Here is a 23,462-nt window from a genome sequence, read left to right on the forward strand (position 1 = left end):
TTGCAAATACCTCTGTTGAAAGAACAAAACCCGTGAGTGTTTAACGTCTCCGGCAGGGGGCAGCCACGGGCAGCCACCCCACCGCACAAGGCGGTGCCGAAGACAGGTTCGAATTACTTGGCGCGTGCCGAGATGATGGCTTCCTGCACGTTGCGCGGGGCTTCCGAGTAGTGCTTGAACTCCATCGTGTAGGTCGCACGGCCTTGCGTTGCCGAGCGCAGCGAGGTCGAGTAGCCGAACATTTCGGACAGGGGCACTTCGGCCTTGATGGCCTTGCCGCCACCAACCATGTCTTCCATGCCCTGCACCATGCCACGACGGCTGGACAGGTCGCCCATCACCGTACCGGCATAGTCTTCCGGCGTTTCCACTTCCACGGCCATCATGGGCTCCAGAATGACCGGCTGGGCCTTCTTGCAGCCTTCCTTGAAGCCGAAGATGGCGGCCATCTTGAACGCCAGTTCGTTCGAGTCCACGTCGTGGTACGAACCGAAGTGCAGCGTGACCTTGACGTCCACCACCGGGTAACCGGCCAGCACGCCCTGAGTCAGGGCTTCATTGACGCCCTTTTCCACCGCGGGGATGAACTCGCGCGGCACCACGCCACCCTTGATGGCATCCACGAACTCGAAGCCCTTGCCGGCTTCCTGCGGCTCGATCTTGAGCACGACGTGACCGTACTGGCCCTTACCGCCCGACTGGCGCACGAACTTGCCTTCGGCTTCTTCCACGGTGCCACGGATGGTTTCGCGGTAGGCCACCTGCGGCTTGCCGACGTTGGCTTCCACGCCGAATTCGCGCTTCATGCGGTCAACAATGATTTCCAGGTGCAGCTCGCCCATGCCGGCGATGATGGTCTGGCCGGATTCTTCGTCGGTACGCACGCGGAACGACGGGTCTTCGGCGGCCAGGCGGTTCAGGGCAATGCCCATCTTCTCCTGGTCGGCCTTGGACTTGGGCTCCACGGCTTGGGCGATCACGGGCTCCGGGAACACCATGCGCTCCAGCGTGATGATCGCGGACGGGTCGCACAGGGTTTCACCGGTGGTCACATCCTTCAAACCCACGCAGGCGGCGATGTCGCCAGCGCGGATCTCTTCCACTTCCTGGCGATTGTTGGCGTGCATCTGCACGATGCGGCCGATGCGCTCCTTCTTGCCCTTGACCGCGTTGTAGACGGTGTCGCCTTTCTTCAGCACGCCAGAGTACACACGCACGAAGGTCAGCTGACCCACGAACGGGTCGGTCATCAGCTTGAACGCCAGAGCGGACAGCTTCTCTTCGTCGTCGGCCTTGCGGTTGGTCGGCTGTTCGTCTTCGTCCGTGCCACCAACGGGGGGAATGTCCACAGGCGAAGGCAGCAGCTCGACCACGGCGTCCAGCATGCGCTGCACACCCTTGTTCTTGAACGCGGTGCCACACAACATGGGCTGAATTTCGCAAGCCAGCGTGCGGGCACGCAGACCGGCGGTGATCTCGGCTTCGGACAGGTCACCCTCTTCGAGGTACTTGTTCATCAGCTCTTCAGAGGCTTCGGCCGCAGCTTCCACCATCTTCTCGCGCCATTCCTTGGCCAGCTCGACCAGGTTGGCAGGGATGTCTTCGAAGGTGAACTTCATGCCCTGGGAAGCCTCGTCCCAGATGATGGCCTTCATCTTGCGCAGATCGACCACGCCAGTGAAGTGCTCTTCGGCGCCGATGGGAATCACGATCGGCACCGGGTTGGCCTTCAGGCGCAGCTTCATCTGGTCATGAACCTTGAAGAAGTTGGCGCCGGTGCGGTCCATCTTGTTCACGAAGGCCAGACGGGGCACGCGGTACTTGTTGGCCTGGCGCCAGACGGTTTCCGACTGGGGCTGCACGCCACCCACTGCACAGTACACCATGCAGGCGCCGTCCAGCACGCGCATGGAGCGCTCCACCTCGATGGTGAAGTCCACGTGACCGGGGGTGTCGATGATGTTGAAGCGGTGCTCGGGGAAGGAGTTGTCCATGCCGCGCCAGAAGCAGGTCGTGGCAGCGGAGGTGATCGTGATGCCACGCTCCTGCTCCTGCTCCATCCAGTCCATGGTGGCGGCACCGTCGTGCACTTCACCGATCTTGTGGTTCACACCGGTGTAGTACAGGATGCGCTCGGTCGTGGTGGTCTTGCCGGCATCGATGTGGGCCGAAATACCGATGTTGCGGTAACGCTCAAGGGGCGTGTTGCGTGCCATGAAAATTCTCCAAAATTAAGTACCAAAGCCCGCGACCCTTATGGGGCCCGCGGGCTCGCTTCCGATGGGAAAGGCAGGCCCAGAAGGCCTGCAGAAATCAGAAGCGGAAGTGGCTGAACGCCTTGTTGGCTTCGGCCATGCGGTGCACTTCGTCACGCTTCTTCATGGCGCCGCCACGGCCTTCGGTGGCTTCGACCAGCTCATTGGCCAGGCGCTGGGCCATGGACTTTTCGCTGCGCTTGCGGGCCGCTTCCTTGATCCAGCGCATCGACAGCGCCAGACGACGGACGGGGCGCACTTCAACGGGCACCTGGTAGTTGGCACCACCCACGCGGCGGGACTTGACTTCCACCATGGGCTTGACGTTGTTGATGGCGGTCGAGAAGATTTCCACCGGGTCTTTGCCGGTTTTCTTCTCAATCTGCTCGAGAGCACCATAAATGATGCGCTCGGCAACCGCCTTTTTTCCGCCTTCCATGATCACGTTCATGAACTTGGAAAGCTCGACATTACCGAACTTGGGATCCGGCAGGATTTCACGTTTAGGGACTTCGCGACGACGTGGCATTTTTTACCTCTGCATTGCTTCAGTTGGCGTCTTTTCAGACACCGCGAGAGCCATCCGGAGCTCTCACTTACTCGACCCGCACGGAACAGCCCGTGTTTGGGGTCACTACGTTCACACCACCTGCCAGGCGGAGCAAACACCGTTATCTCAGGAAGATCAGGCCTTCTTGGGACGCTTCGCACCGTACTTGGAGCGCGACTGCTTGCGGTCTTTCACGCCTTGCAGGTCCAGCGAACCGCGAACGATGTGGTAACGCACACCAGGCAGATCCTTGACACGACCACCACGGACCAGCACCACACCGTGCTCCTGGAGGTTGTGGCCTTCACCACCGATGTAGGAGATCACCTCAAAACCGTTGGTCAGGCGCACCTTAGCAACCTTACGCAGAGCGGAGTTGGGCTTCTTGGGGGTCGTGGTGTACACGCGGGTGCACACGCCACGACGCTGCGGCGAGTTTTCCATGGCCGGGCTCTTGGATTTGGTCTTTTCGACCTCCCGGCCGTGGCGCACGAGTTGATTGATGGTTGGCATGAAAGAAACGTCCCTAAACGTTTGATGAGCGAAAAAGCGAAACCCTTCGGAAAATTCCGAAAAGCCCTCTACTGTATCACGGGCCTATTGAAAGACCAAGTCAGTATTTTTTGATCATGCAGTCCCACTGCATGATCACTGGATCCACAGCCGCAGTGCATCCCAGGCCCGCCCGAAAATGCCACTCTCATCAACAGCCTCCAGCACCGTTAAAGGGACCTCGGCAACCAACTCACCACCCGCGGTGCGCACGCGAAGCGTCCCCACCTGCTGCCCCTTGAGAAGAGGCGCCACCAACGGGTCCGGACGGGTGACTTCGGTTTTGAGCCCGGCACCGGTTCCTGCCGGAACGGATACCACTACACCCTCGGGGCGCCCCAGCTTGGCCTGGTCTGCTCGACCTTTCCAGACACGGGGAGTAACCACCGCACCGCCCGCGGAACTCAACCGGACCGCCTCATAGGCCGTGAAACCCCAGTTCAGCAGCTTCTGACTCTCCGCTGCTCGTGAGTTTTCACTTGCAGCTCCCAACACGACGCTCAGCAGCCTGCGCTGCCCCTCTGGCCCGGCACCCAGCAAGGCACTCGGTCGGCGCGCTGTCGCGACGAGGCAATAGCCCGCAGCATCGGTGTGCCCGGTCTTCAGACCATCCACCGTGGGGTCGCGGAACAGCAGAAGGTTCCGGTTGGTGTCGTTGGCTGCAGGGGTGCCCGGATAGCGGTAGCGCTGAATGGCGTAATAAGGAACGTATTCCGGGAAGTCGCGCATCAGCCGGGTCGCAAGCGTCGCCAGATCCCGGGCCGTGGTGGTGTGTCCCGGAACGGTCAGACCTTCCGGGTTCCTGAAGCTGCTGGCGTTCATTCCCAGCGCCTTGGCCTGGCGGTTCATCATTTCGACGAACTGCTCCGCACTTCCGCCCACGCCCTCGGCAAGGGCCATGGTGGCGTCATTGCCCGACTGGACGATCATGCCCTTGATGAGGTCCTCCACCGGCACCTTCATCTTGGGGTCGATGAACATGCGAGAGCCCGGCATCTTCCAGGCCCGCTCGCTCACCGAAAGCGTCTGCTTGAGGTCGAGCTTGCCGGACTTGAGGGCATCGAACACGAGATAGGCCGTCATCAGCTTGGTCAGCGAAGCGGGTTCGACTGGCTTGTCTTGGTCCTTGGCTGCCAGGACCTGCCCGGACGACACATCCAGAAGAAGGTACGCCCGCGCCGCCACTTCGGGAGGTTGCGGAACCGCCGCCGAGGCAGCCAGTTGCCAACTCAGAAAGAAAGCGGCCAACAGACCGCCTTTGCGCAAGATTCGTTCAAACAGCATGGATATGAAAAAGAAGAAAGAAGACCAGGGTCGAGGCGACCCGAGTTCAGGCGGCGAGATGCCGCTGCACCAGTTCTCGCAACAAGGGCAACTGCCCGTGAAAGAAGTGCCCCCCGCCAGGCACCACCAGCACAGGCAGGGATTGCGGGCGCGACCAATCCATCACGGACTGCAGCGGCACGGTGTCGTCGTGCTCACCATGGATGACCAATGTGCGCAGGCGAAGTTCATCCGGAATGACGGCAACATCGAACCGGCTGGCGGCAGTACCGACCAGCACCACCTTCTGGATGTCCCGCTGGCCGTGCAGTGCGGCCACAGCCTGGCTTGCAACGAAACCGCCAAACGAGAAACCAGCAAGACACAGCGGGCCATCGGGCGCCTGTGACCGGACAACCGCCAGCATGTCCTGCAGCTCCCCGCGCCCTTCGTCGTAGACACCCTCGCTCGCGCCCACACCACGGAAGTTGAAGCGCACGGCCGACCAGCCGCAGAGGACAAAAGCGCGCGCAAGGGTCTGCACCACCTTGTTGGTCAGAGTCCCCCCATGCAACGGGTGGGGGTGCGCGATGACAGCCATCCCACAGGAAGGCCCGACAGGACGGTCGATGGCCGCCTCCAACTGCCCGGAGGGCCCCACCTGAAAAAGATGCTCGGTGTGTGCGTTCACGTCGTCGTGCTACCAACCCGGGAATCCGGGCATCTCAGCGCCCAACTTCCGGTGGCGTTCGCAAACGCTCGACCACCACCCCGTCCCTGAGATGCGACTGCACGATCTCGTCGATGTCTTGTTCGTCCACATAGCTGTACCAGACAGCCTCGGGGTAGACGACGGCAATAGGGCCACCAGCACAGCGATCAAGGCAGCCAGCCTTGTTCACCCGCACCTTGCCGGGACCCAGCAAACCCAGCGCCTTGGACTGGCTCTTGCACCGATCAAAGGCCGCCTGCGCCTTGTGCTGCGCACAGCAGTTTTCGCCGCTGTCGCGCTGGTTCAGGCAGAAAAAGATGTGGCGCTCGTAGTAGGAAGATCGGTTCTCTGACATGCCTGGATTCTAGTGGTCGACCTGGCGCTCGACGGGGACCTGGGTCACTGCACGCACGGCATACACCAGAGCGGCAAACGGCCACAACCAGCCCAGCCACTGCGAAAGGCCGTGGAAGCGGATGAAACGCCCCTGTTCCCAGACGTTCAACGACTGGTCAAAGTAGGCGCTCACTGGCGCACGATTGAGAAGACTCAGCGACACCGCCAGCGTCAGCAGAAGGCCCACATGGCACACCCGCGATGGCAGCCGCAACGTGGCCAGCGCCACCACCGCCGCGACAGCCATGCCCAGCAGCGCCGGCATGTCCACCCAGGCCCAAGCGTGGTCCGGCCCGTAAGTCATGGCCGCCGAAAATCCAGCGGCGCCCAGGGCCGAGAAGAGCAGCGCAGCCAGCAGCGCCAGCCGGCGCCAGGGTGCAGGCACATCCGCATACCCCAGCATCAGCGGTGCCAGCAGACCCAGCGCCACGCACAGCGCCTGCGCCAGCGGGCTCAGAGGCACGGCCGCTTCCGACTGCAAGGGCAACCAGACCAGAAAGGGAGTGTCCACCAGCAGGCCAGACAACGCCTCCTCCAGCTGACCCCAGACCTGCCCCAGACCGAACGGTACCGACACCGGATACAAGAGGGCAAACGGCCAGAGCGCCAGCAACACCAGCGACGCGTGCGCATGAGGCGCAAACCAGTGCCGGCGGAACTGTGTCCATTGCCGCATCACACCCAGCCGCTCGACCAACCAGGCCAAACAGACGCCCAGTACGCCCCCCGCGATGTTGAGTCCCAGGTCCAGGTTGGACGGAACCCGCATGGGCAGAAAATTCTGCAAAGTCTCCAGCGACAGCGACAGAATGGCCGGCAACAGCACCGCAAACAGCCACGCCCAGCGCCCCCAACCCGACCGCAGCAGCCCCAGCGCCGCCAGAAACCCAAGAGGCACATAGCCCACCAGGTTGGCCAATACGTCGAACTTGGTCCAGTACCTGGGAAGGGGCGCATTCAGAAACGCCCAGACTGGTCCGCCTGACCACTTCCAGCCCTCGAAAGGGTAGAGACTGGCATACACGACCAGCGCCGCAAACAGCAGCGACAGCGGAATGGCAGAGGATCGGCTCGCCACAGCGCGCCCGGTCATCAGAATGGCTTGACGACCACCAGAACGACCACCAGCACCAGCATGATCACCGGCGCCTCGTTGAACCAACGGAACCAGACATGGTGGCGTCGATTGGCGTTGGTCCTGAAGGACTTCAGGAGCTTCCCACATGCGTGGTGATAGCCCAGGATCAGAACCACCAGCAGAAGCTTGGCATGCATCCAGCCGTTGCCGGCACCCAGGCCGATCCCGTACCCCAGCCAGAGCCACAGCCCCAGTGCCAGCGCAGGGACAGCCAGCATGGTGGTGAAACGGAACAGCTTTTCGGCCATCAGCATCAGCCGTTCGCGCTCGGCCACGCTTTCGGGGGGAACCATGGCCAGATTCACAAAGATGCGCGGCAGATAGAACAGGCCTGCGAACCAGCTGGCGATGAAGACGATGTGGAAGGATTTGACCCAGAGCATGCGGGCAGTTTATCTGCGCCGCTGCCGCGGGGACTCAGGATCGCGCGGCACAAAAAAAACCCGGCCCACAGGGCCGGGTTAGGAAGCCTTTTTGCTGTCACACACTAAGGCACCCGCTCAGGGAGGAAAAGCGGGGAGCGGTCCAAGGACGCGCTCGGGACTGATGTTACAACAAATCACATTGGATGTGAAGCGGAACCCTGTCAGCTTTGACAGGGTCTGCACGTTGGCCAAAAAGTAGATTCAAAAGCATTACATCATCTTGGCCAGTTCGAACATCACGGCCGTGCCCAGCGCCTCACGGATGTTCCCTCGTCCGACCTTGGCCATCGAAAATTCGCCAAAACCCGACATATCAAACGAACTGTCGTCGGGTGAAATCTCCACGAACGGAAACTCGAAAACCTCGCGCAGCAGCTCGTTTCGGAAGCGATCGAACTCTTCGTCCTTGAGCTCCGAATCGACCACGATCAGGTTGGGCATGCGGGCCTTGACGGCGTCACGCGCCTGGTGGAAGTCGACCACGCTGTCGGAGGTGATCCCGATTTCACGCAGCGCGTCTCGCACGTCGGCACGGATTTGCAGACTCGGGGAAATCGTGAGCACATAGGTGCCCGAGAGCGACTTGAACATCGACGAGTGCTCGTCCGACAGGTCGACAGTCGAAATCCCGTCGACCGCCTGAACCACGGTGCGGCTGAACATCGCCGTAAAGCTGACACCCTCGGCGGTCACGTCGCGCTCAAGGTCGATACCGCCCGAGGCGGCCGCGATCTGGCGGATCAGCATCCAGCTGAGGCTGTCGGACGATGTGCTGCTGGAGGGAGGCACGCCGTCGTTGGCCACGCGCATCTGCAGCCGCGCGTGCTGCGGCCAGGCATTGAGATCCACCCTCACGTCCACCCGGTTGCCGAACGGAATGCCCCAGTCGAGCACCGCGTTGACGAAGGAATGCGCCACCGTCGGATCGATGAGCACCTCGACTGGCTTGAGTTTGCGGCGCAGGGCGATGCCCAAGATGCCCAGCTCCTGCTTGCGCTCCTGCAGCACGCCCTCCACTAGATCGGCCATGTTCACCTTCTCGTGCGACTGGCGGATGCGCCCTCCGTACATGCGGTGGATCTGCTGGGCGCTGAGCCCTGCCAGCTTGATGCGCTCGGCGGGAATGTTCAGCGCCCGGTGTTCCATCTTGGTGATCCGGCCCTTGGCCAGCAACTGGTCAATCTGGCTCTGGAGACTGCTCACACCCTCGGTGAACTGGTCGGCCAGCGCAGACACCAGCTCCTGCCAGTGGTCCTCCAGCTTCCATGCATCGGCCTCGGCCGGAGCGCCTGGCTTGGGGTTGGAGGTCTGGTTGGATGGACTGGATCTGGTGGGCTGCATGACAGTGCCTTGAGTGAAAGATTCCTACTGCATTCCTGAAGGTCGCAGAAGCTTCGGTATTTTCTTATTACACGGAGATCAACATATCGCTCCGCCGTTCTTAATCATCGTGCTTTTTTTACGATTTGCAACAACCGATCAGGCACCACGCGCAGGTGCCATCGCAAATTACTGCACGGTTGACCGGTTTGCCACAATAGCCTCATGCACACACCCGCCCCCTACCCCCTGTCCCGCCCGCGCCGCCTGCGCCGCGACGCCTTCACACGCGACCTGGTGCGCGAGCACCGGCTGAGCCCCGCCGACTTCATCTACCCGGTGTTCGTGCTCGACGGTGCCGGCCGGCGCGAGGCCGTCAAATCCATGCCGGGCGTCGAACGCCTGAGCCTGGACCTGCTGCTGCCGGTGGCCGAGGACTGCGTGAAGCTGGGCATTCCCTACATGGCGCTGTTCCCGGTGATCGACCAGTCGCTCAAGACGCCGGACGGTCAGGAAGCCATGAACCCTGAAGGGCTGGTGCCGCGGGTGGTGCGGGCGCTCAAGAAGGAATTCCCCAGCCTGGGCGTCATGACCGACGTGGCCCTGGACCCCTACACCAGCCACGGCCAGGACGGTGTGCTGGACGAACACAACTACATCCTGAACGACCCGACGGTGAAGATCCTGGTGCAGCAGGCGCTGACCCAGGCCGCCGCCGGCGTGGACATGGTCGCGCCCAGCGACATGATGGACGGCCGCATCGGCGCCATTCGCCAGGCGCTGGAAGCCGCCGGTCAGGTGCACACGCGCATCATGGCCTACAGCGCCAAATACGCCAGCGCCTTCTACGGTCCGTTCCGCGACGCGGTGGGCTCGGCCGCCAACCTGGGCAAGGCCGACAAGAAGGTCTACCAGATGGACCCGGGCAACAGCGACGAGGCCCTGCGCGAAGTGGCGCTGGACATCGCCGAAGGCGCCGACATGGTGATGGTCAAACCCGGCATGCCTTACCTGGACATCGTGCGCCGGGTGAAGGACGAATTCCACATGCCGACCTTCGCCTACCAGGTCAGCGGCGAATACGCCATGCTCAAGGCCGCCGCGCAGAACGGCTGGCTCGACCACGACACCGTGATGATGGAAAGCCTGATGGCCTTCAAGCGCGCGGGCTGCGACGGCATCCTGACCTATTTCGCCCGCGACGCCGCTCGTCTGCTGCGCGGCTGAAGCAAGTCCTCGCATGCGCGTCTTCCACATCCAGACGACCTCGGTCACCGAATCGGCTGATCTGCCCACACAGCCGCCGGCCACCGGGTTCATCTGGATCGCCTGCGGCCGGCGGGAATTCGAGCTGGAGCAGGGCCACGTGCAGTCCACACTGCAGGCGCTGGGCAGCGTGCCGCTGGTGGACCTGCACATCTCCGACCTGCTGAACAACCAGCTGCCCTCGCATTTCGACTACACCTCGCAGTACGACCTGCTGGTGTTCCGCCGCTTGGCCGCCGGGCACAGCGAAACCGACCTGTCCCACCCGGGCCAGGTGCTCACGCAACCCACCCGCCGCGGCGGACCGCCGGTGCTGCGCCGCATCGACACCAGCCCGGTGGGCTTCGCGGTGTTCGACCGGGTGCTGCTGACGGTGCACCCGGCCGGCTGCACGGTGCTGGACCACTACGCCACCCGCCTGCTGGGCGCGGGCACGAGTGCTGCGCGGGCGGCTGGTGTGAATCTGCCCGCCGGCCCGGCCGACCTGATGCTGCGCATCGTCAACCAGATGGTCGACGGCTACCTGGAGCTGCGGCGCGAACTCACGCGCCAGCTGGACCACTGGCAGGCCGAACTGCTGCACCCGTCCACCCGCTTCAACAACTGGAGCTCGTTGCTGGACGCGCGCATCTCGCTGCACCAGCTCGACGAGATCTGCGAGGACCAGCGTGCCGCCGTTCAGGACTGGATCGAGGCGCTGGCGGGCTGGGAGGTGGTCGAGGGCAAGAGCGATCACTTCGGTGGCCACAAGGGCCTGGAACTGCTCAAGGTGCGCAGCCGCGACGTGCTGGAGCACATCGAGCGTGTGATCCACCACGTGCGGCGCCTGGAGCAGAACGCGGAGACCGCGGTGCAGATGCACTTCTCGGCGCAGAGCAACCGCACGAACGACATCATGCGCACGCTCACCGCGCTGACCGCCATCTTCCTGCCGCTGAACCTGATCGCCGGCATCTTCGGCATGAACTTCGATTTCATCCCGCTGCTGCATGACAACGCCGGCTTCTGGTGGGCCATGGGGTCGATGGTCCTGATCGCGGCCGGGCTGAGCGTGGTGTTCTGGCGCAAGCGCTACCTGGCGCGCAGCGGACGCTGACGGCGCGGCCCAGCGCGTCGGGGCCTCAGGGCCGGCCGTTGTTGTGCGCCACTCCGAACAGCGCTGCAGCGTTGTCCCAGGCGATGCGGCGGGCCACGCTGGCCGGCAGCCCGCCCAGCCAGTGCCTGTAAGACTGCATGAGCTCGTCGTAATAGAGCCAGCGCTGGTTGACCCAGGTGTCCGATCCGATCACGAACCGTTCGGGGTACTTCAGCAGCAGGCTGTGCCACTCGGGGCAGAGCTGCCCGTCGCCGCAGGTCAGCCCCGGCCGGTAGGACAGCTCACCCATCAGCAGGGGGTAGCGCGCCATGAGCGCGTCGACGCGTTCGACAGAAGCCCCACCGATGCCCGTGTGCGCCCAGATGAGGCGCATCTTCTGCCCCTGGCTGGGCGTGGCGGCCATCAGCAGATCGATCGCCACGTCGTCGACGTGCGCGAGCACGGCCAGCCCCTTCTCCTCGGCCAGGGCCATCAGCCGCCGCGCGACCGGTCCGTTGGCGTTGGCGCTGTCGTAGAGGTGGAACTCCCCCAGGCCCCGGTAGGGGCCGGCCGGCGTGCCGCGCGCCAGTTCGGTGGTCACCAGCTCGACGATGCTCTCGTCCTGGAACCAGCCGCTGTAGTCGGCACGGTTCCTGTACAGGCGCACAAAGGGCACCACGGTCACGCCCGCGGCATGGGTGGCCTCGCGCGCGCCGGCCAGGGCAAGGGTGCCGGCATTGGGGCGCGAATTGGCCAGCACCGCGCGCACGCCGTTGCGCTGCATGCGGGCCAGCACATCGGTCAGCGGGTGCGGGCAGCCTGGGTCGGGCGCGTCCTGCACGCAGGCCTCGTCGTTGTAGTGCAGATGGGCGTCGAACAGCGGCCCCGCATAAGGGGTCTGCGCCATCGCAGGCGCCGCGCCACAGGCCAGCCACAACAGGCCCCGTCGCAGCAGGTCGCGCATGCCGGCCTCAGCCCAGGTGTTGTGCAAGGAAGGCGAGCGTGCGTTCCCGGGCCAGCGCAGCCGAGGGCGCATCCCGGGAGCCCCGCTGGTCGCAGTTGAAACCGTGGTGCGCCGGATAGAGGTGCACCGTCACCGCGGGATGCGCCTGACGGAACGCCTCGACGCCGTCCAGAGGAATCCAGCGGTCCTGCTCGGCAAAGTGCGCCAGCGTCGGGACCTGCTCCTTGCGCGCCATCTCGTCCGGTGTGGTCATGCCGCCGCCGTAGTACGGCACCGCCGCCGACAGCCCCTGCAGCGTGCAGGCCGAGCGCCAGGTCAGCAGGCCGCCCCAGCAGTAACCCACGATGCCGACCTTGCCGCCCTGCGCCGCCAGCTGGATCGCGGCCTGGATGTCGGCCATCACGCCCGGTGGGGGCAGGGCCTCGACCGCGGTCTTGAGGGCCATGCCCTCGCCCATGTCGGCCTCGGTGTAGCCCAGCTCCACGCCTTGCCGCACCCGGTGGAAGGTGGACGGAGCCACCACGAAATAGCCTTCGGCCGCATAGCCGTCGGCCACGGCCTGGATGTGGCTGTTGACGCCGAAGATTTCCTGCAGCACGACCAGCCCGCCCCTGGACTGGACCGCGGGCTGGGCCACGTAGGCGGGGAACTTGAATCCGTCGGCGGAAGTGACTTGTACAAAGCTGCCCATGGTGTCTCCGAACGTTGGTATGGGGCAGGCCCGGTTCGCGACGGGTGCGCGGCGGCAACCTGCGTTAAGTTTCGACAGACGCATGTTGTAACCGCAAACGAACAATCCGGAAGGAAGCATGGATGGACACAAGTCACGCAGGTGTGCTGTTGGTGACCGGCGCCAGCCGGGGCATCGGGGCCGCGACCGCGCAGCTGGCGGCCCGGCAGGGCTGGGCGGTGGCGGTGAACTACAGCGCGAACTCGCTGGCCGCTGACGAGGTGGTGCGCAGCATCCGCGCCGACGGCGGCCGCGCGATCACGGTGCAGGCCGACGTGGCTGACGAGGCCCAGGTGCTGCGCATGTTCGAGAAGGTGGACGCCAAGCTCGGGCGCCTGACCGGGCTGGTGAACAACGCTGGCGTGGTGGACGTGACGGCGCGGGTCGACGAGATGAGCGCGGCGCGCTTCAAGCGCATGTTCGACATCAACGTGTTCGGCAGCTTCCTGTGCGCGCGCGAGGCGGTGCGCCGCATGAGCACGCGCCACGGCGGCGAGGGCGGCGCCATCGTCAACGTCTCCAGCGCCGCCTCGCGCATCGGCTCGCCCGGGCAGTACGTGGACTACGCGGCCAGCAAGGGCGCCATCGACACCTTCACCCTCGGCCTGGCCAAGGAGGTCGCGGCCGAGGGCATCCGCGTCAACGCGGTGCGGCCGGGCCTGATCGAGACCGAGATCCACGCCTCGGGCGGACTGCCCGACCGGGTCAACGACCTCAAGCACCTGGTGCCGATGCAGCGCGGCGGCACGGCCGACGAGGTGGCGCAGGCCATCTTCTGGCTGCTGTCACCGGCGGCCAGCTACACCACCATGAGCCTGCTGGATGTCTCCGGCGGCCGCTGAATCAAAAGACAGAAAGAACCCATGACCGCCACCACCCCCGAACAGAGCCCCCACATCCAGATCTGGTGGGAAGACCTGGAGGTCGGCCAGACGCGCGACCTGGGCACGATCTCGCCGACGAAGGAAGAGATCATCGCCTTCGCCAGCCAGTTCGACCCGCAGCCTTTCCACCTGAGCGAAGAAGGCGGCAAGGCCTCGGTGTTCGGCGCCCTGAGCGCCAGCGGCTGGCACACCTGCGCCATGGCCATGCGGCTGATGGTCACCAACTTCCTGCACGAGACCTCCAGCCTGGGCTCGCCAGGGCTGGAAAGCCTGAAGTGGACCAAGCCGGTCTACCCCGGCGACGTGCTGCGGCTGCAGCACACCATCACCGAGAAGCGGCCCATGAGCAAGCGCCCTGACGTGGGCCTGGTGCGCACGATCTGGGAGATGTTCAACCAGCACGATGAGAAAGTTCTCCACATGGAGGGCTACGGCATGTTCAGATTGAAGGAGCCCCCACGCTCCGCCGCTGCGCGGGTCGCTGCCCCCCACGGGGGCTGATCCGGCTTGGGGCGGCCCGGCGCCGGATCGACCGGTCAGCCGCACAATAGCGGGATGGATTTCAAGCCCCTCATCACGCTGCTGGCCATCGTCAACCCGCTGGCCATCGTGCCCTTCTTCATTCACTACACGCAGGGTTTCAGCTCGGCGCAGCGCAAGCGCACCATCCTGATTTCCTCGTTCAGCGCGTTTGCGGTCATTGCCACCTGCGCGGTGATCGGCCTGCAGATCCTGGAGTTCTTCAGCATCTCGCTCGCCAGCTTCCAGGTGGGCGGCGGCATGCTGCTGCTCACTTCGGCGCTGTCCATGCTGAACGCCCAGCCGGCCGAGGCCAAGGCCACCAAGAGCGAGGTGGACGACGCCGGCACCAAGGCGTCCATCGCGGTCGTGCCGCTGACCATTCCGTTGCTCACCGGCCCGGCCACCATGTCCACCGTGGTGATCTACGCCGACCAGGCCAAGACCTTTTTCCAGCACGCCGCCCTGGTGGGCTATGGCGTGGTGATCGCGCTGGCCACCGCCGTGTGCTTTGCCGCAGCCAAGCCCATTGCCCGCTTCCTGGGCCAGACCGGCATCAACGTGATGACGCGGCTGATGGGCCTGATCCTGGCGGCGCTGGCGGTGGAGGTGATGGCCGCCGGGCTGGTCAAGCTGTTCCCGGCACTGGGCGCCTAGCCCCCTCCGGCGGTAGGCAGCGGCCGGCCCGACTCGGCCGCGTGCCGCGTCAGGATGTCGCAGGTCAGGCGGATGTGGGCTTCCAGCGCCAGCGCGGCGCGAGCCTCCTGCCGCACCATGGCCGCCAGGAAGATGCCCTCGTGCTCGGCGTGCACGTCGCGGTCAAACCCCGGCGTCGCGCCGATGCGGATCGCGATGTGGCGGTAGCGCTCGCCGTGGCGGTAGAGGATGTCCAGCAGGTGCCGTGTCCAGGGTGAGCTGTGGCCCGCAATCAGGGTTTCGTGGAAGTGGCGGTTGGCGCGCTCCCACTGGTCCGGGTCGCGGCCGGCGCCGCCCTCCTCGGCCGCGCTGAGCTGCGCAAAGGCTGCGCGCACCGCCGCCTCCCAGGCCGCGTCGCCGAGCCGGATCGACTGGCGCAGCGCCTCGGTCTCGAGCCGCACGCGGGTGTCGGTCAAGTCGCGCAGGTCGTCCAGCGACACGGCGCTGACGCGGTAGCCGCGCTGGCCTTCGACCGTCACCAGCGCGTCGGACACCAGCAGCGCCAGCGCCTCGCGCAGCGTGCCGGCGCCCACGCCGTAGTGGTCTTTGAGGTGCTCGACGCGCAGGCGCTGGCCCGGCTGCAGATCGCCGCACACGATGTGATGCCGCAGCGCGCGGTAGGCGCGTTCGGTGAGCGTGCGTGGTTCGGGTTCGTCGCTGCGCGGCGCCGGGCCGGCGGCGTGATCGGGTCGAAGCAGGTCTTGCAGCATGGCAAAGCTCACTCGGGTTCGGGTGACTGGGCGCGTTTGAGCCGGTAGGCCAGCTGGGCGCGGCTCAGACCCAGCATGCGGGCGGCACCGGCCAGGTTGCCGCGGCTGCGCTCGACCGCCAGGGCCAGCACCTGCGCCTCCAGGGTCTCGATGGGCACGCCGGCGTCCAGCACCTGCTCGCACAGGCGCAGCTCGTCCTCGGGCGCGCGGCGCGCCAGCCGGCCCTGCGGGTCGATGCCGTCCTGCACGGGTTCGGACTGGTTGGGGAACAGGTGCTCGGCCTCGATCACGCCGCCCTGCGCCGCCAGGATCACGCCGCGCTCGACCAGGTTCTCCAGCTCGCGCACATTGCCCGGCCAGCTGTGGCGCGCCAGCGCCTGCAACGCGCGGTCGCTGAAGCCGCCCAGGCGCTTCTGGTGCAGGGCGGTGAAGCGCGCCAGCAGGTGCCGCGCCAGCGGTTCGATGTCGCTGCTGCGTTCGCGCAGCGGCGGAATGCAGATCGGGTAGACGTTGAGGCGGTAGAACAGGTCGCGCCGGAACTGCCCGCGCTCCACCGCTGCTTCCAGGTTGACGTTGGTCGCCGCCACCAGGCGCACGTTGACCTTGCGCGCGCTCTCGCTGCCCAGGCGCTCGATCTCACCCTCCTGCAACACGCGCAGCAGCTTGGCCTGCGCCGGCAGCGGCAGATCGCCCACCTCGTCGAGGAACAGCGTGCCGCCTTCGGCGCGCTCGAAGCGGCCGGCCCGCGCGGCGTGCGCGCCGGTGAAGGCGCCCTTCTCGACGCCGAGCAGCTCGGCCTCGATCAGCTCGGCCGGCAGCGCCGCGCAGTTGACCGCGACGAACGGGCCGGCCGCACGCTCGGAGTGCTCGTGCAGCGCACGCGCGAAGCGCTCCTTGCCCACGCCGGTCTCGCCGGTCAGCAGCACCGTCACCTGCGTGGCCGCGGCACGGCGCATCAGGTCGTGCGCGCGCTGGAAGCCCGCCGAGGCGCCGACCAGCATGCCGCCCGACTCGGCCGGCTCCAGGGTGTTCTTCAGCGCCTCGACCTGCTGGCTCAGCGCGGCCATCTTCTCCAGCAGCGAGTCGTCTTCGAAGTACTGGCGGTGCGCGTCGCCGTCGGGCCAGTCGTCGATCGGGCGGCCCTCGATCAGGCAGTGGTCGTCGCCGCAGGCCGAGCACCTGATTTCCTTGAACAGGATCAGCCGGCCCATGAAGGCGCTGGTGTAGCCGCTGGCGTAGCCCAGCAGGGTCCAGCAGGCCGGCTCGTCGACCACGCCGTATTGAAGGCGGTGCGCGTGCGCCTCCCACGAGTCGTCCCAGCGGAACACGCCCTCGAAACGGCCCGCCGCGGCGTCCATCTCCAGCCGCACCGGCGTCACACGCGCCGCGCCTTCGAGCATGTGCAGCTGCGGCCCGACCAGGAACATGTCTTCCAGCGTCTTCTTGCCGCGCGTCTTGGCCGCGAAGCCCGCGTCGTGCAGGCCGCAGGCGTAGCCCATGCGCGTGAGCAGGCGCCGCGCGTGGTCCTTGCCGACCGAGGTGATGAGGTCGTGGCGCAGCGCCGTCAGCGCCGCGGTGTGCAGCAGCACCATGCGCCGCTCGCCCAGCCAGATGGCGCCGCTGTGCGGCTCGAAGCGCAGCAGGCGGCGCAGGTCGTTGTCGGGCGGGTAGGTCAGGTGGGGGTCCAAAAGTGTCTCCGGTGGGGTCGCTCTGTGGCGACTGGAATCTCGATATTTTCCGCGATGTGCCCCCAGGTCGGCAAGCCGGCGACGCAGCACCAGAAGTTGATCATTTGATCAATCCGGGCCGAAATCGCCTCTCCAAATCGTGATTTCTTCCGCATGCTGCGCCGCAAAAACCGAAGGAACAGGCTATCGGAAGGCGTGCAGCGATCTGGATGTTGCACTGCACACCAGCTCTTTTCTCAGGGATTTCCCTGAAATATCGAGATTTTTGGCAAAACCGGTGCGAGCTGGCACGCCATCTGCGAAAGGGGACGCGTCCGACAACGCACCGACCGCCCCCAGCACCATGCCCCAGACCACCGACACCCCCCTGCCCGCCGTCGACACCTCGCTGCGTTTCGTGCGGGTGATCGAACGCCGTGCCGACGGCCTGGTCGCCTTCGAGTTCTCGATCGGCTGGCCGGAGCTGGCGGTGGAGCTGATGCTGCCCGCCCCGGCCTTCGAGGCCTTCTGCGCCAACAACCGGGTGCAGCGTCTGGACACCTGAGTTCCCGAGAGCTGTTCGAACAACCCACCACGGAGACAAGCACCGATGAACATCGACCTGCAGGCGCGGGAGATCACGCCGCTGCGCCAGACCTACGCCCACGTGGCGAAATACATCGGCGGCGACAAGGCCGCCAGCCGTTACCAAGAGGCCACCTTCGGCGCGCAGCCGATGACCAACTTCCATTACCGGCCGACCTGGGACCCGGGCCATGAGCTCTTCGACGCCAGCCGTTCGAAGATCGTGCTGGCCGACTGGTACGTGCTCAAGGACCCGCGCCAGTTCTACTACGCGACCTGGACCATGGCCCGCGCCCGGCAGCAGGACGCGATGGAGGCCAACTTCCAGTTCGTCGAGCAGCGCGCCATGGTCGGCAAGATGCCCGACGCGATCCGCGAGAAGGCGCTGACGGTGCTGATGCCGCTGCGCCACGCGGCCTGGGGCGCCAACATGAACAACGCGTCCATCTGCGCCTACGGTTTTGGCACTGCGTTCACCGCGCCGGCCATGTTCCACGCGATGGACAACCTGGGGGTGGCGCAGTACCTCACCCGCCTGGGCCTGGTGCTGGGCGAACCGCAGTCGCTCGAAGACGGCAAGCAGGCCTGGCTGGATGCGCCCGAGTGGCAGGGCCTGCGCCGGCTGGTCGAAGACAGCTTCGTGGTCAGCGACCCGGTCGAGCTGTTCGTGGCGCAGAACTTCGCGCTCGACGGCCTGCTGTACCCGCTGATCTACGGCGGCTTCGTGGACGACCACGTCGCGCTGCAGGGCGGCACCGCGGTGGCCATGCTGACCAGCTTCATGCCCGAGTGGCACGACGAGAGCGCGCGCTGGGTCGACGCCGTCATCAAGGCCGCCGGTGCCGAGTCGGACGCCAACCGCCAGCTGCTGCGCACCTGGACCGGCCACTGGATGGACCGCGCCCAGGCCGCCCTCTCGCCCATCGCCCGCCTCGCCCTGGGCGACGTCGGCGAGACCGTGCTCAGCGACGCCCGCGTGCAGCTTCAGGCGCGCCTGGCCAAGACCGGCGTGGCCGCCTGACCAGGCCTGAACAGGAGACCCAAATGTCCGACGTATTCATCGCTTTCCAGCACAACGAAGAGTCCCGCGTGGTGATCGACGCCATCGTGGCCGACAACCCCAACGCGGTGCTGACCCACCCCACCGGCCTGGTCAAGATCAACGCGCCCGGCAGCCTGACCATCCGCCGCGAAACCATCGAGGGCCTGACCGGCCGGCCCTACGACCTGCAGGCCATCCACGTCAACCTCGTCACCCTCTCGGGCCACATCGACGAAGACGACGACCAGCTCACGCTGAGCTGGTCGCACTGAACACAACGCAGAAGGAGACAACGCATGGACACCCGTGTTGCGAGCAAGAAGCTCGGCTTGAAGGAACGCTACGCCGCCATGACGCGCGGCCTGGGCTGGGAAACCAGCTACCAGCCGATGGACAAGGTGTTCCCGTACGACAAGTACGAGGGCATCAAGATCCACGACTGGGACAAGTGGCAGGACCCGTTCCGCCTGACCATGGACGCCTACTGGAAGTACCAGGGCGAGAAGGAAAAGAAGCTCTACGCCGTCATCGAAGCCTTCGCGCAGAACAACGGCCAGCTCGGCGTGGCCGATGCGCGCTACGTCAACGCGCTCAAGCTGTTCATCCAGGGCGTGACACCGCTGGAGTACTACGCGCACCGTGGCTTCGCCCATGTGGGCCGCCAGTTCACCGGTGAAGGCGCCCGCGTCGCCGCGCAAATGCAGTCCATCGACGAGCTTCGCCACTACCAGACCGAGACGCACGCGATCTCGCACTACAACAAGTACTTCAACGGCATGCACCACTCGAACCACTGGTTCGACCGCGTGTGGTACCTCTCGGTGCCGAAGTCCTTCTTCGAAGACGCCTGCACCGGTGGCCCGTTCGAGTTCCTCACGGCCGTCAGCTTCAGCTTCGAATACGTGCTGACCAACCTGCTGTTCGTGCCCTTCATGAGCGGCGCGGCGCACAACGGCGACATGAGCACCGTCACCTTCGGTTTCTCGGCGCAGAGCGACGAGAGCCGTCACATGACGCTGGGCATCGAGTGCATCAAGTTCCTGCTGGAGCAGGACCCGGACAACGTGCCCATCGTGCAGCGCTGGATCGACAAGTGGTTCTGGCGCGGCTACCGCCTGCTGACCCTCGTGGCCATGATGCAGGACTACATGCTGCCCAAGCGCGTGATGAGCTGGAAGGAAGCCTGGGAGATGTACGCCGAAGAAAACGGCGGCGCCCTGTTCAAGGACCTGGCGCGCTACGGCATCCGCGAACCCGCCGGCTGGAAGCAGGCCTGCGAAGGCAAGGACCACATCAGCCACCAGGCCTGGAACACCTTCTACAACTACAACGCCGCCGCGCCCTTCCACACCTGGATTCCCAGCGACGAGGAAATGGCCTGGCTGTCGGAGAAGTACCCCGAGACCTTCGACACCTACTACCGCCCGCGCTTCGAGTTCTTCCGCGAGCAGCAGCAGGCCGGCAACCGCTACTACAACAAGACGCTGCCGATGCTGTGCACCACCTGCCAGATCCCGATGCTGTTCACCGAAGAGGGCGACGCCAGCAAGATCTGCTACCGCGAGAGCGACTACAAGGCCTACAAGTACCACTTCTGCAGCGACCACTGCAAGAGCATCTTCGACCACGAGCCCGAGAAGTACGTGCAGAGCTGGCTGCCGGTGCACCAGATCTACCAGGGCCACTGCTTCCCCGAAGGCACCGACCCGACCGCCGAGGGCTTCGACCCGCTGATGGCTGTGCTCAAGTACTACGAGATGGAGGTCGGCCGCGACAACTTCGACTTCGAAGGTTCGGAAGACCAGAAGAACTTTGCGATGTGGAAAGGAGAAGCCAAATGAGCGTCGTTGCCATCGCCCCCTACGAGTTCACGCCGCAGGATGTGCGCGAGAACTTCCCCGCGCCGCTGCTCTACATCGGCTGGGAAGACCACCTGATGTTCTGCGCACCCTTCTGCCTGCCGCTGCCGCCGGACACCCCGTTCGGCGCCCTGTCGGCGGCGGTGCTGCCCGGCATCTACGGCTACCACCCCGACTGGGCCCGGATCGACTGGAGCCAGGCCGAGTGGAAGAAGAACGGCCAGCCCTGGACGCCCGACCCGGCCAAGTCGCTGGCCGAGAACGGCCTGGTGCACAAGGACGCGATCCGCTTCCGCACGCCCGGCCTCACCGGCATCAAGGGTTCGTTCAGCTGATCCGGTCATGAGCTACCAACTGACGATCGAGCCGCTGGGCGCGACCATCGAGGTCGAAGAGGGCCAGACGGTGCTGGACGCGGCGCTGCGGCAGGGCATCTACCTGCCGCACGCCTGCGGCCACGGCCTGTGCGGCACCTGCAAGGTGCAGGTCTGCGGCGGCGAGGTGGACCACGGCGCGGCCAACCCGTTCGCGCTGATGGACTTCGAACGCGACGACGGCAAGACCCTGGCCTGCTGCGCCACGCTGCAGGCCGACACCACCATCGAGGCCGACATCGACGAGGAACCCGATGCGCGCGTGATCCCGGTGCGCGACTTCGCCACCACGGTCGCTCGTATCGAGGACCTCACGCCGACCATCAAGGCGATCCACCTGGCGCTCGACAAAGTCATCGATTTCCAGGCGGGGCAATACGTGCAGGTGGAGATCCCGGGCGTGGGCAGCCGCGCCTTCTCTATCGCCAACGATCCGGCCGCGGTGAAGGCCACGACCAGCATCGAGCTGAACGTGCGCCAGCTGCCCGGCGGCGCCGGCACCACCTGGCTGCACCAGCAGCTGAAGGTGGGCGACCGCCTGCGCGTGGCCGGGCCGTATGGCCGCTTCTTCGTGCGCGAGTCGGCGCAGCAACCGTTGCTGTTCATGGCCGGCGGCTCGGGCCTGTCGAGCCCGCGCTCGATGATCACGGACCTGCTCTCGCGCGGCTGCACGTTACCGATCACCCTGGTCTACGGGCAGCGTTCGCGCGAGGAGCTGTACTACGACGCCGAGTTCCGCGCGCTCGCCGCGCAGCATCCGAACTTCACCTACGTTCCCGCGCTGTCGCACGAGCCCGAAGGTTCGGACTGGGACGGATTGCGCGGCTTCGTGCACGAGGCGGCCAAGGCGCATTTCGGTGGCAGCTTCGCGGGCCAGAAGGCCTACCTGTGCGGACCGCCGCCCATGATCGAGGCCTGCATCTCCACGCTGATGCAGGGGCGCCTGTTCGAGCGCGACATCTACACCGAGAAGTTCCTCTCGGCGGCCGATGCGCAGGCCACGCGCAGCCCCCTGTTCCAGAGGGTCTGACCGCCATGTCGATCTTCGATTCCCGCCCCAAGTTCGCAGTGCATGTGGCGCAGACGGACGAGACCTTTCCCTGCGCTGGCAACGAAAGCCTGCTCACCGGCATGGTGCGCCTGGGCCGCAAGGGCATCCCGGTCGGCTGCGTCAATGGCGGCTGCGGCGTCTGCAAGGTCCGCATCCTGGCTGGCGACATCAAGGCCCTGGGCCCGATCAGCCGCGCCCAAGTGAGCGCCGACGAAGAGTGCCAGGGCTACACGCTGGCCTGCCGCGTCGCGCCCCAGACGCCGGTGAACCTCGAAGTCGCCGGCAAGCTGAACAAACCGTTTTCAAAAGGGCGCGCAGGGTCTGCGACTGCAAGCCCCCTTCCTCAACAGCAGTAACCAACCACCAGGAGACACGACATGGGTGTGATGCGCATCGGGCACGCGAGCCTGAAAGTGATGGACATGGACGCCGCGGTCAGGCACTACGAGAACGTGCTCGGCCTCAAGACCACCATGAAGGACAAGGCGGGCAACGTCTACCTCAAGTGCTGGGACGAGTGGGACAAGTACTCGCTGATCCTGACCCCCTCCGACCAGGCCGGACTGAACCACGTGGCCTACAAGGTCGAGAAGGACAGCGACCTCGACGAGCTGCAGAAGAAGGTCGAGGCCTGGGGCGTGAAGACCGTCCTGCTGGACGAGGGCACCCTGCCCTCCACCGGCCGCATGCTGCAGTTCAACCTGCCCAGCGGCCACGAGATGCGCCTGTACGCCACCAAGGAATACGTGGGCACGGAAGTGGGCACCACCAACCCCGACCCGTGGCCGGACGGCCTCAAGGGCGCGGGCGTGCACTGGCTGGACCACCTGCTGCTGATGTGCGAGATGAACCCGCCCGAGGGCATCAACACCGTGGCCGACAACACCCGCTTCATGACCGAGGCGCTGGACTTCTTCCTGACCGAGCAGGTGCTGGTCGGCCCCGAAGGCAACATGCAGGCCGCCACCTGGATGGCCCGCACCACCACGCCGCACGACATCGCCTTCGTGGGCGGCGCCAAGAGCGGCCTGCACCACATCGCCTTCTTCCTCGACTCGTGGCACGACGTGCTGAAGTCGGCCGACGTGATGGCCAAGAACAAGACCAAGATCGACGTCGCCCCGACGCGCCACGGCATCACGCGCGGCGAGACGATTTACTTCTTCGACCCCAGCGGCAACCGCAACGAGACCTTCGCTGGCCTGGGCTACCTGGCCCAGCGCGACCGGCCGGTGACGACCTGGACGGAGGACCAGTTGTGGAGCGGGATTTTCTATCACACCGGTGAAGCTGTTCCCAGCTTCACCGATGTGTACACCTGATCTCCCCCCTGCGCCGCTGACGCGGCTTCCCCCCTCTCTGGCGCGCCTGCGGCGCTGGGAGGGGGGACGGCATCTTGGGCCGGCGGAGCCGGACCCTCGATGCCCCT

At 65.5% G+C, this 23,462-nt stretch carries 26 protein-coding genes; 13 read left to right on the plus strand and 13 right to left on the minus strand.

Annotation, left to right across the window (positions count from 1 at the left end; all coding sequences use genetic code 11):
* Nucleotides 1-113 precede the first annotated feature (113 nt).
* From fusA to HFL01S_RS05980, 9 genes are all read right to left on the minus strand, one after another.
* Nucleotides 114-2,216 carry an elongation factor G gene (gene fusA / locus HFL01S_RS05940; RefSeq protein ID WP_066256046.1) on the minus strand — a complete coding sequence of 701 codons (2,103 nt, stop codon included), beginning with the start codon at nt 2,214-2,216 and terminating at the stop codon, nt 114-116.
* 97 nt (nt 2,217-2,313) lie between these two features.
* Nucleotides 2,314-2,784: a 30S ribosomal protein S7 gene (gene rpsG / locus HFL01S_RS05945; protein WP_066160156.1), complete on the minus strand. Its 471-nt coding sequence runs from the start codon at nt 2,782-2,784 to the stop codon at nt 2,314-2,316.
* A gap of 156 nt (nt 2,785-2,940) precedes the next feature.
* Nucleotides 2,941-3,318 carry a 30S ribosomal protein S12 gene (gene rpsL / locus HFL01S_RS05950; RefSeq protein WP_066256048.1) on the minus strand — a complete coding sequence of 126 codons (378 nt, stop codon included), beginning with the start codon at nt 3,316-3,318 and terminating at the stop codon, nt 2,941-2,943.
* A gap of 135 nt (nt 3,319-3,453) precedes the next feature.
* A complete protein-coding gene (locus tag HFL01S_RS05955) occupies nt 3,454-4,641 on the minus strand; it encodes a D-alanyl-D-alanine carboxypeptidase family protein (RefSeq protein WP_066256050.1) in 1,188 nt (395 codons plus the stop codon).
* Between the two features lie 46 nt (nt 4,642-4,687).
* Nucleotides 4,688-5,311 (minus strand): alpha/beta hydrolase, encoded by a 624-nt coding sequence (locus tag HFL01S_RS05960; protein WP_066256052.1) that lies wholly within the window; start codon nt 5,309-5,311, stop codon nt 4,688-4,690.
* Between the two features lie 34 nt (nt 5,312-5,345).
* Entirely contained in the window at nt 5,346-5,687 is a 342-nt protein-coding gene (locus HFL01S_RS05965) for a (2Fe-2S) ferredoxin domain-containing protein (protein WP_066256055.1), read from the minus strand.
* A gap of 9 nt (nt 5,688-5,696) precedes the next feature.
* Entirely contained in the window at nt 5,697-6,821 is a 1,125-nt protein-coding gene (locus HFL01S_RS05970) for a VanZ family protein (protein ID WP_066256058.1), read from the minus strand.
* Nucleotides 6,821-7,249 (minus strand): CopD family protein, encoded by a 429-nt coding sequence (locus tag HFL01S_RS05975; protein ID WP_066256060.1) that lies wholly within the window; start codon nt 7,247-7,249, stop codon nt 6,821-6,823. The genes HFL01S_RS05970 and HFL01S_RS05975 overlap by 1 nt, the downstream gene beginning before the upstream one ends.
* Before the next feature lie 252 nt (nt 7,250-7,501).
* On the minus strand, nt 7,502-8,632 hold the full coding sequence (locus HFL01S_RS05980) for a hypothetical protein (RefSeq protein ID WP_066256062.1): 1,131 nt from the start codon (nt 8,630-8,632) through the stop codon (nt 7,502-7,504).
* Between the two features lie 204 nt (nt 8,633-8,836).
* Here HFL01S_RS05980 and hemB point away from each other — a divergent pair, with 204 nt between their 5' ends.
* Nucleotides 8,837-9,838, plus strand: coding sequence for a porphobilinogen synthase (hemB, locus tag HFL01S_RS05985; RefSeq protein ID WP_066256065.1), 1,002 nt, complete (start codon nt 8,837-8,839; stop codon nt 9,836-9,838).
* A 13-nt stretch (nt 9,839-9,851) separates the two neighbouring features.
* Nucleotides 9,852-10,973, plus strand: coding sequence for a magnesium transporter CorA family protein (locus tag HFL01S_RS05990; RefSeq protein ID WP_066256067.1), 1,122 nt, complete (start codon nt 9,852-9,854; stop codon nt 10,971-10,973).
* A 25-nt stretch (nt 10,974-10,998) separates the two neighbouring features.
* Here HFL01S_RS05990 and HFL01S_RS05995 read toward each other — a convergent pair whose 3' ends face one another.
* The gene (locus HFL01S_RS05995; protein ID WP_066256070.1) at nt 10,999-11,916 is read right to left on the minus strand and encodes an amidohydrolase family protein; all 918 of its coding nucleotides are present in this window, start codon (nt 11,914-11,916) and stop codon (nt 10,999-11,001) included.
* Between the two features lie 7 nt (nt 11,917-11,923).
* Nucleotides 11,924-12,607 carry a dienelactone hydrolase family protein gene (locus HFL01S_RS06000; protein WP_066256072.1) on the minus strand — a complete coding sequence of 228 codons (684 nt, stop codon included), beginning with the start codon at nt 12,605-12,607 and terminating at the stop codon, nt 11,924-11,926.
* Between the two features lie 122 nt (nt 12,608-12,729).
* On the opposite strand from HFL01S_RS06000, the gene HFL01S_RS06005 reads away from it, so the two are divergent.
* From HFL01S_RS06005 to HFL01S_RS06015, 3 genes are read left to right on the plus strand one after another with little or no spacing between them, the layout of a single operon-like run.
* Nucleotides 12,730-13,488, plus strand: a complete 759-nt coding sequence (locus HFL01S_RS06005; RefSeq protein ID WP_066256074.1) for an SDR family oxidoreductase — start codon at nt 12,730-12,732, stop codon at nt 13,486-13,488.
* A gap of 21 nt (nt 13,489-13,509) precedes the next feature.
* Nucleotides 13,510-14,031: a MaoC family dehydratase gene (locus tag HFL01S_RS06010; RefSeq protein WP_066256079.1), complete on the plus strand. Its 522-nt coding sequence runs from the start codon at nt 13,510-13,512 to the stop codon at nt 14,029-14,031.
* A 54-nt stretch (nt 14,032-14,085) separates the two neighbouring features.
* Nucleotides 14,086-14,706 carry a MarC family protein gene (locus HFL01S_RS06015; RefSeq protein WP_066256082.1) on the plus strand — a complete coding sequence of 207 codons (621 nt, stop codon included), beginning with the start codon at nt 14,086-14,088 and terminating at the stop codon, nt 14,704-14,706.
* Here the strand turns inward: HFL01S_RS06015 and HFL01S_RS06020 are convergent.
* Complete coding sequence (locus tag HFL01S_RS06020; protein ID WP_066256574.1) at nt 14,703-15,455, minus strand: GntR family transcriptional regulator; 753 nt, start codon at nt 15,453-15,455, stop codon at nt 14,703-14,705. The genes HFL01S_RS06015 and HFL01S_RS06020 overlap by 4 nt on opposite strands.
* An 8-nt stretch (nt 15,456-15,463) precedes the next feature.
* A complete protein-coding gene (locus HFL01S_RS06025) occupies nt 15,464-17,143 on the minus strand; it encodes a sigma-54-dependent Fis family transcriptional regulator (protein WP_066256085.1) in 1,680 nt (559 codons plus the stop codon).
* A 343-nt stretch (nt 17,144-17,486) separates the two neighbouring features.
* Here HFL01S_RS06025 and HFL01S_RS06030 point away from each other — a divergent pair, with 343 nt between their 5' ends.
* From HFL01S_RS06030 to HFL01S_RS06065, 8 genes are read left to right on the plus strand one after another with little or no spacing between them, the layout of a single operon-like run.
* Entirely contained in the window at nt 17,487-17,687 is a 201-nt protein-coding gene (locus tag HFL01S_RS06030; RefSeq protein ID WP_066256088.1) for a phenol hydroxylase subunit, read from the plus strand.
* 45 nt (nt 17,688-17,732) lie between these two features.
* Nucleotides 17,733-18,728: an aromatic/alkene monooxygenase hydroxylase subunit beta gene (locus HFL01S_RS06035; RefSeq protein ID WP_066256091.1), complete on the plus strand. Its 996-nt coding sequence runs from the start codon at nt 17,733-17,735 to the stop codon at nt 18,726-18,728.
* Nucleotides 18,729-18,751: 23 nt separating this feature from the next.
* On the plus strand, nt 18,752-19,021 hold the full coding sequence (locus HFL01S_RS06040) for an MmoB/DmpM family protein (protein ID WP_066256096.1): 270 nt from the start codon (nt 18,752-18,754) through the stop codon (nt 19,019-19,021).
* 24 nt (nt 19,022-19,045) lie between these two features.
* The gene (locus tag HFL01S_RS06045) at nt 19,046-20,590 is read left to right on the plus strand and encodes an aromatic/alkene/methane monooxygenase hydroxylase/oxygenase subunit alpha (RefSeq protein WP_066256097.1); all 1,545 of its coding nucleotides are present in this window, start codon (nt 19,046-19,048) and stop codon (nt 20,588-20,590) included.
* Complete coding sequence (locus HFL01S_RS06050) at nt 20,587-20,943, plus strand: phenol hydroxylase subunit P4 (RefSeq protein ID WP_066256100.1); 357 nt, start codon at nt 20,587-20,589, stop codon at nt 20,941-20,943. Before HFL01S_RS06045 ends, HFL01S_RS06050 begins: the two co-directional genes overlap by 4 nt.
* 7 nt (nt 20,944-20,950) lie before the next feature.
* The gene (locus tag HFL01S_RS06055; protein ID WP_066256103.1) at nt 20,951-22,012 is read left to right on the plus strand and encodes an NADH:ubiquinone reductase (Na(+)-transporting) subunit F; all 1,062 of its coding nucleotides are present in this window, start codon (nt 20,951-20,953) and stop codon (nt 22,010-22,012) included.
* Nucleotides 22,013-22,017: 5 nt separating this feature from the next.
* On the plus strand, nt 22,018-22,389 hold the full coding sequence (locus tag HFL01S_RS06060; protein WP_066256106.1) for a 2Fe-2S iron-sulfur cluster binding domain-containing protein: 372 nt from the start codon (nt 22,018-22,020) through the stop codon (nt 22,387-22,389).
* A gap of 21 nt (nt 22,390-22,410) precedes the next feature.
* Nucleotides 22,411-23,355 carry a catechol 2,3-dioxygenase gene (locus tag HFL01S_RS06065; RefSeq protein ID WP_066256108.1) on the plus strand — a complete coding sequence of 315 codons (945 nt, stop codon included), beginning with the start codon at nt 22,411-22,413 and terminating at the stop codon, nt 23,353-23,355.
* Nucleotides 23,356-23,462 lie beyond the last annotated feature (107 nt).

It is taken from the genome of Hydrogenophaga flava NBRC 102514 (assembly GCF_001571145.1).
GTDB lineage: Bacteria > Pseudomonadota > Gammaproteobacteria > Burkholderiales > Burkholderiaceae_C > Hydrogenophaga > Hydrogenophaga flava.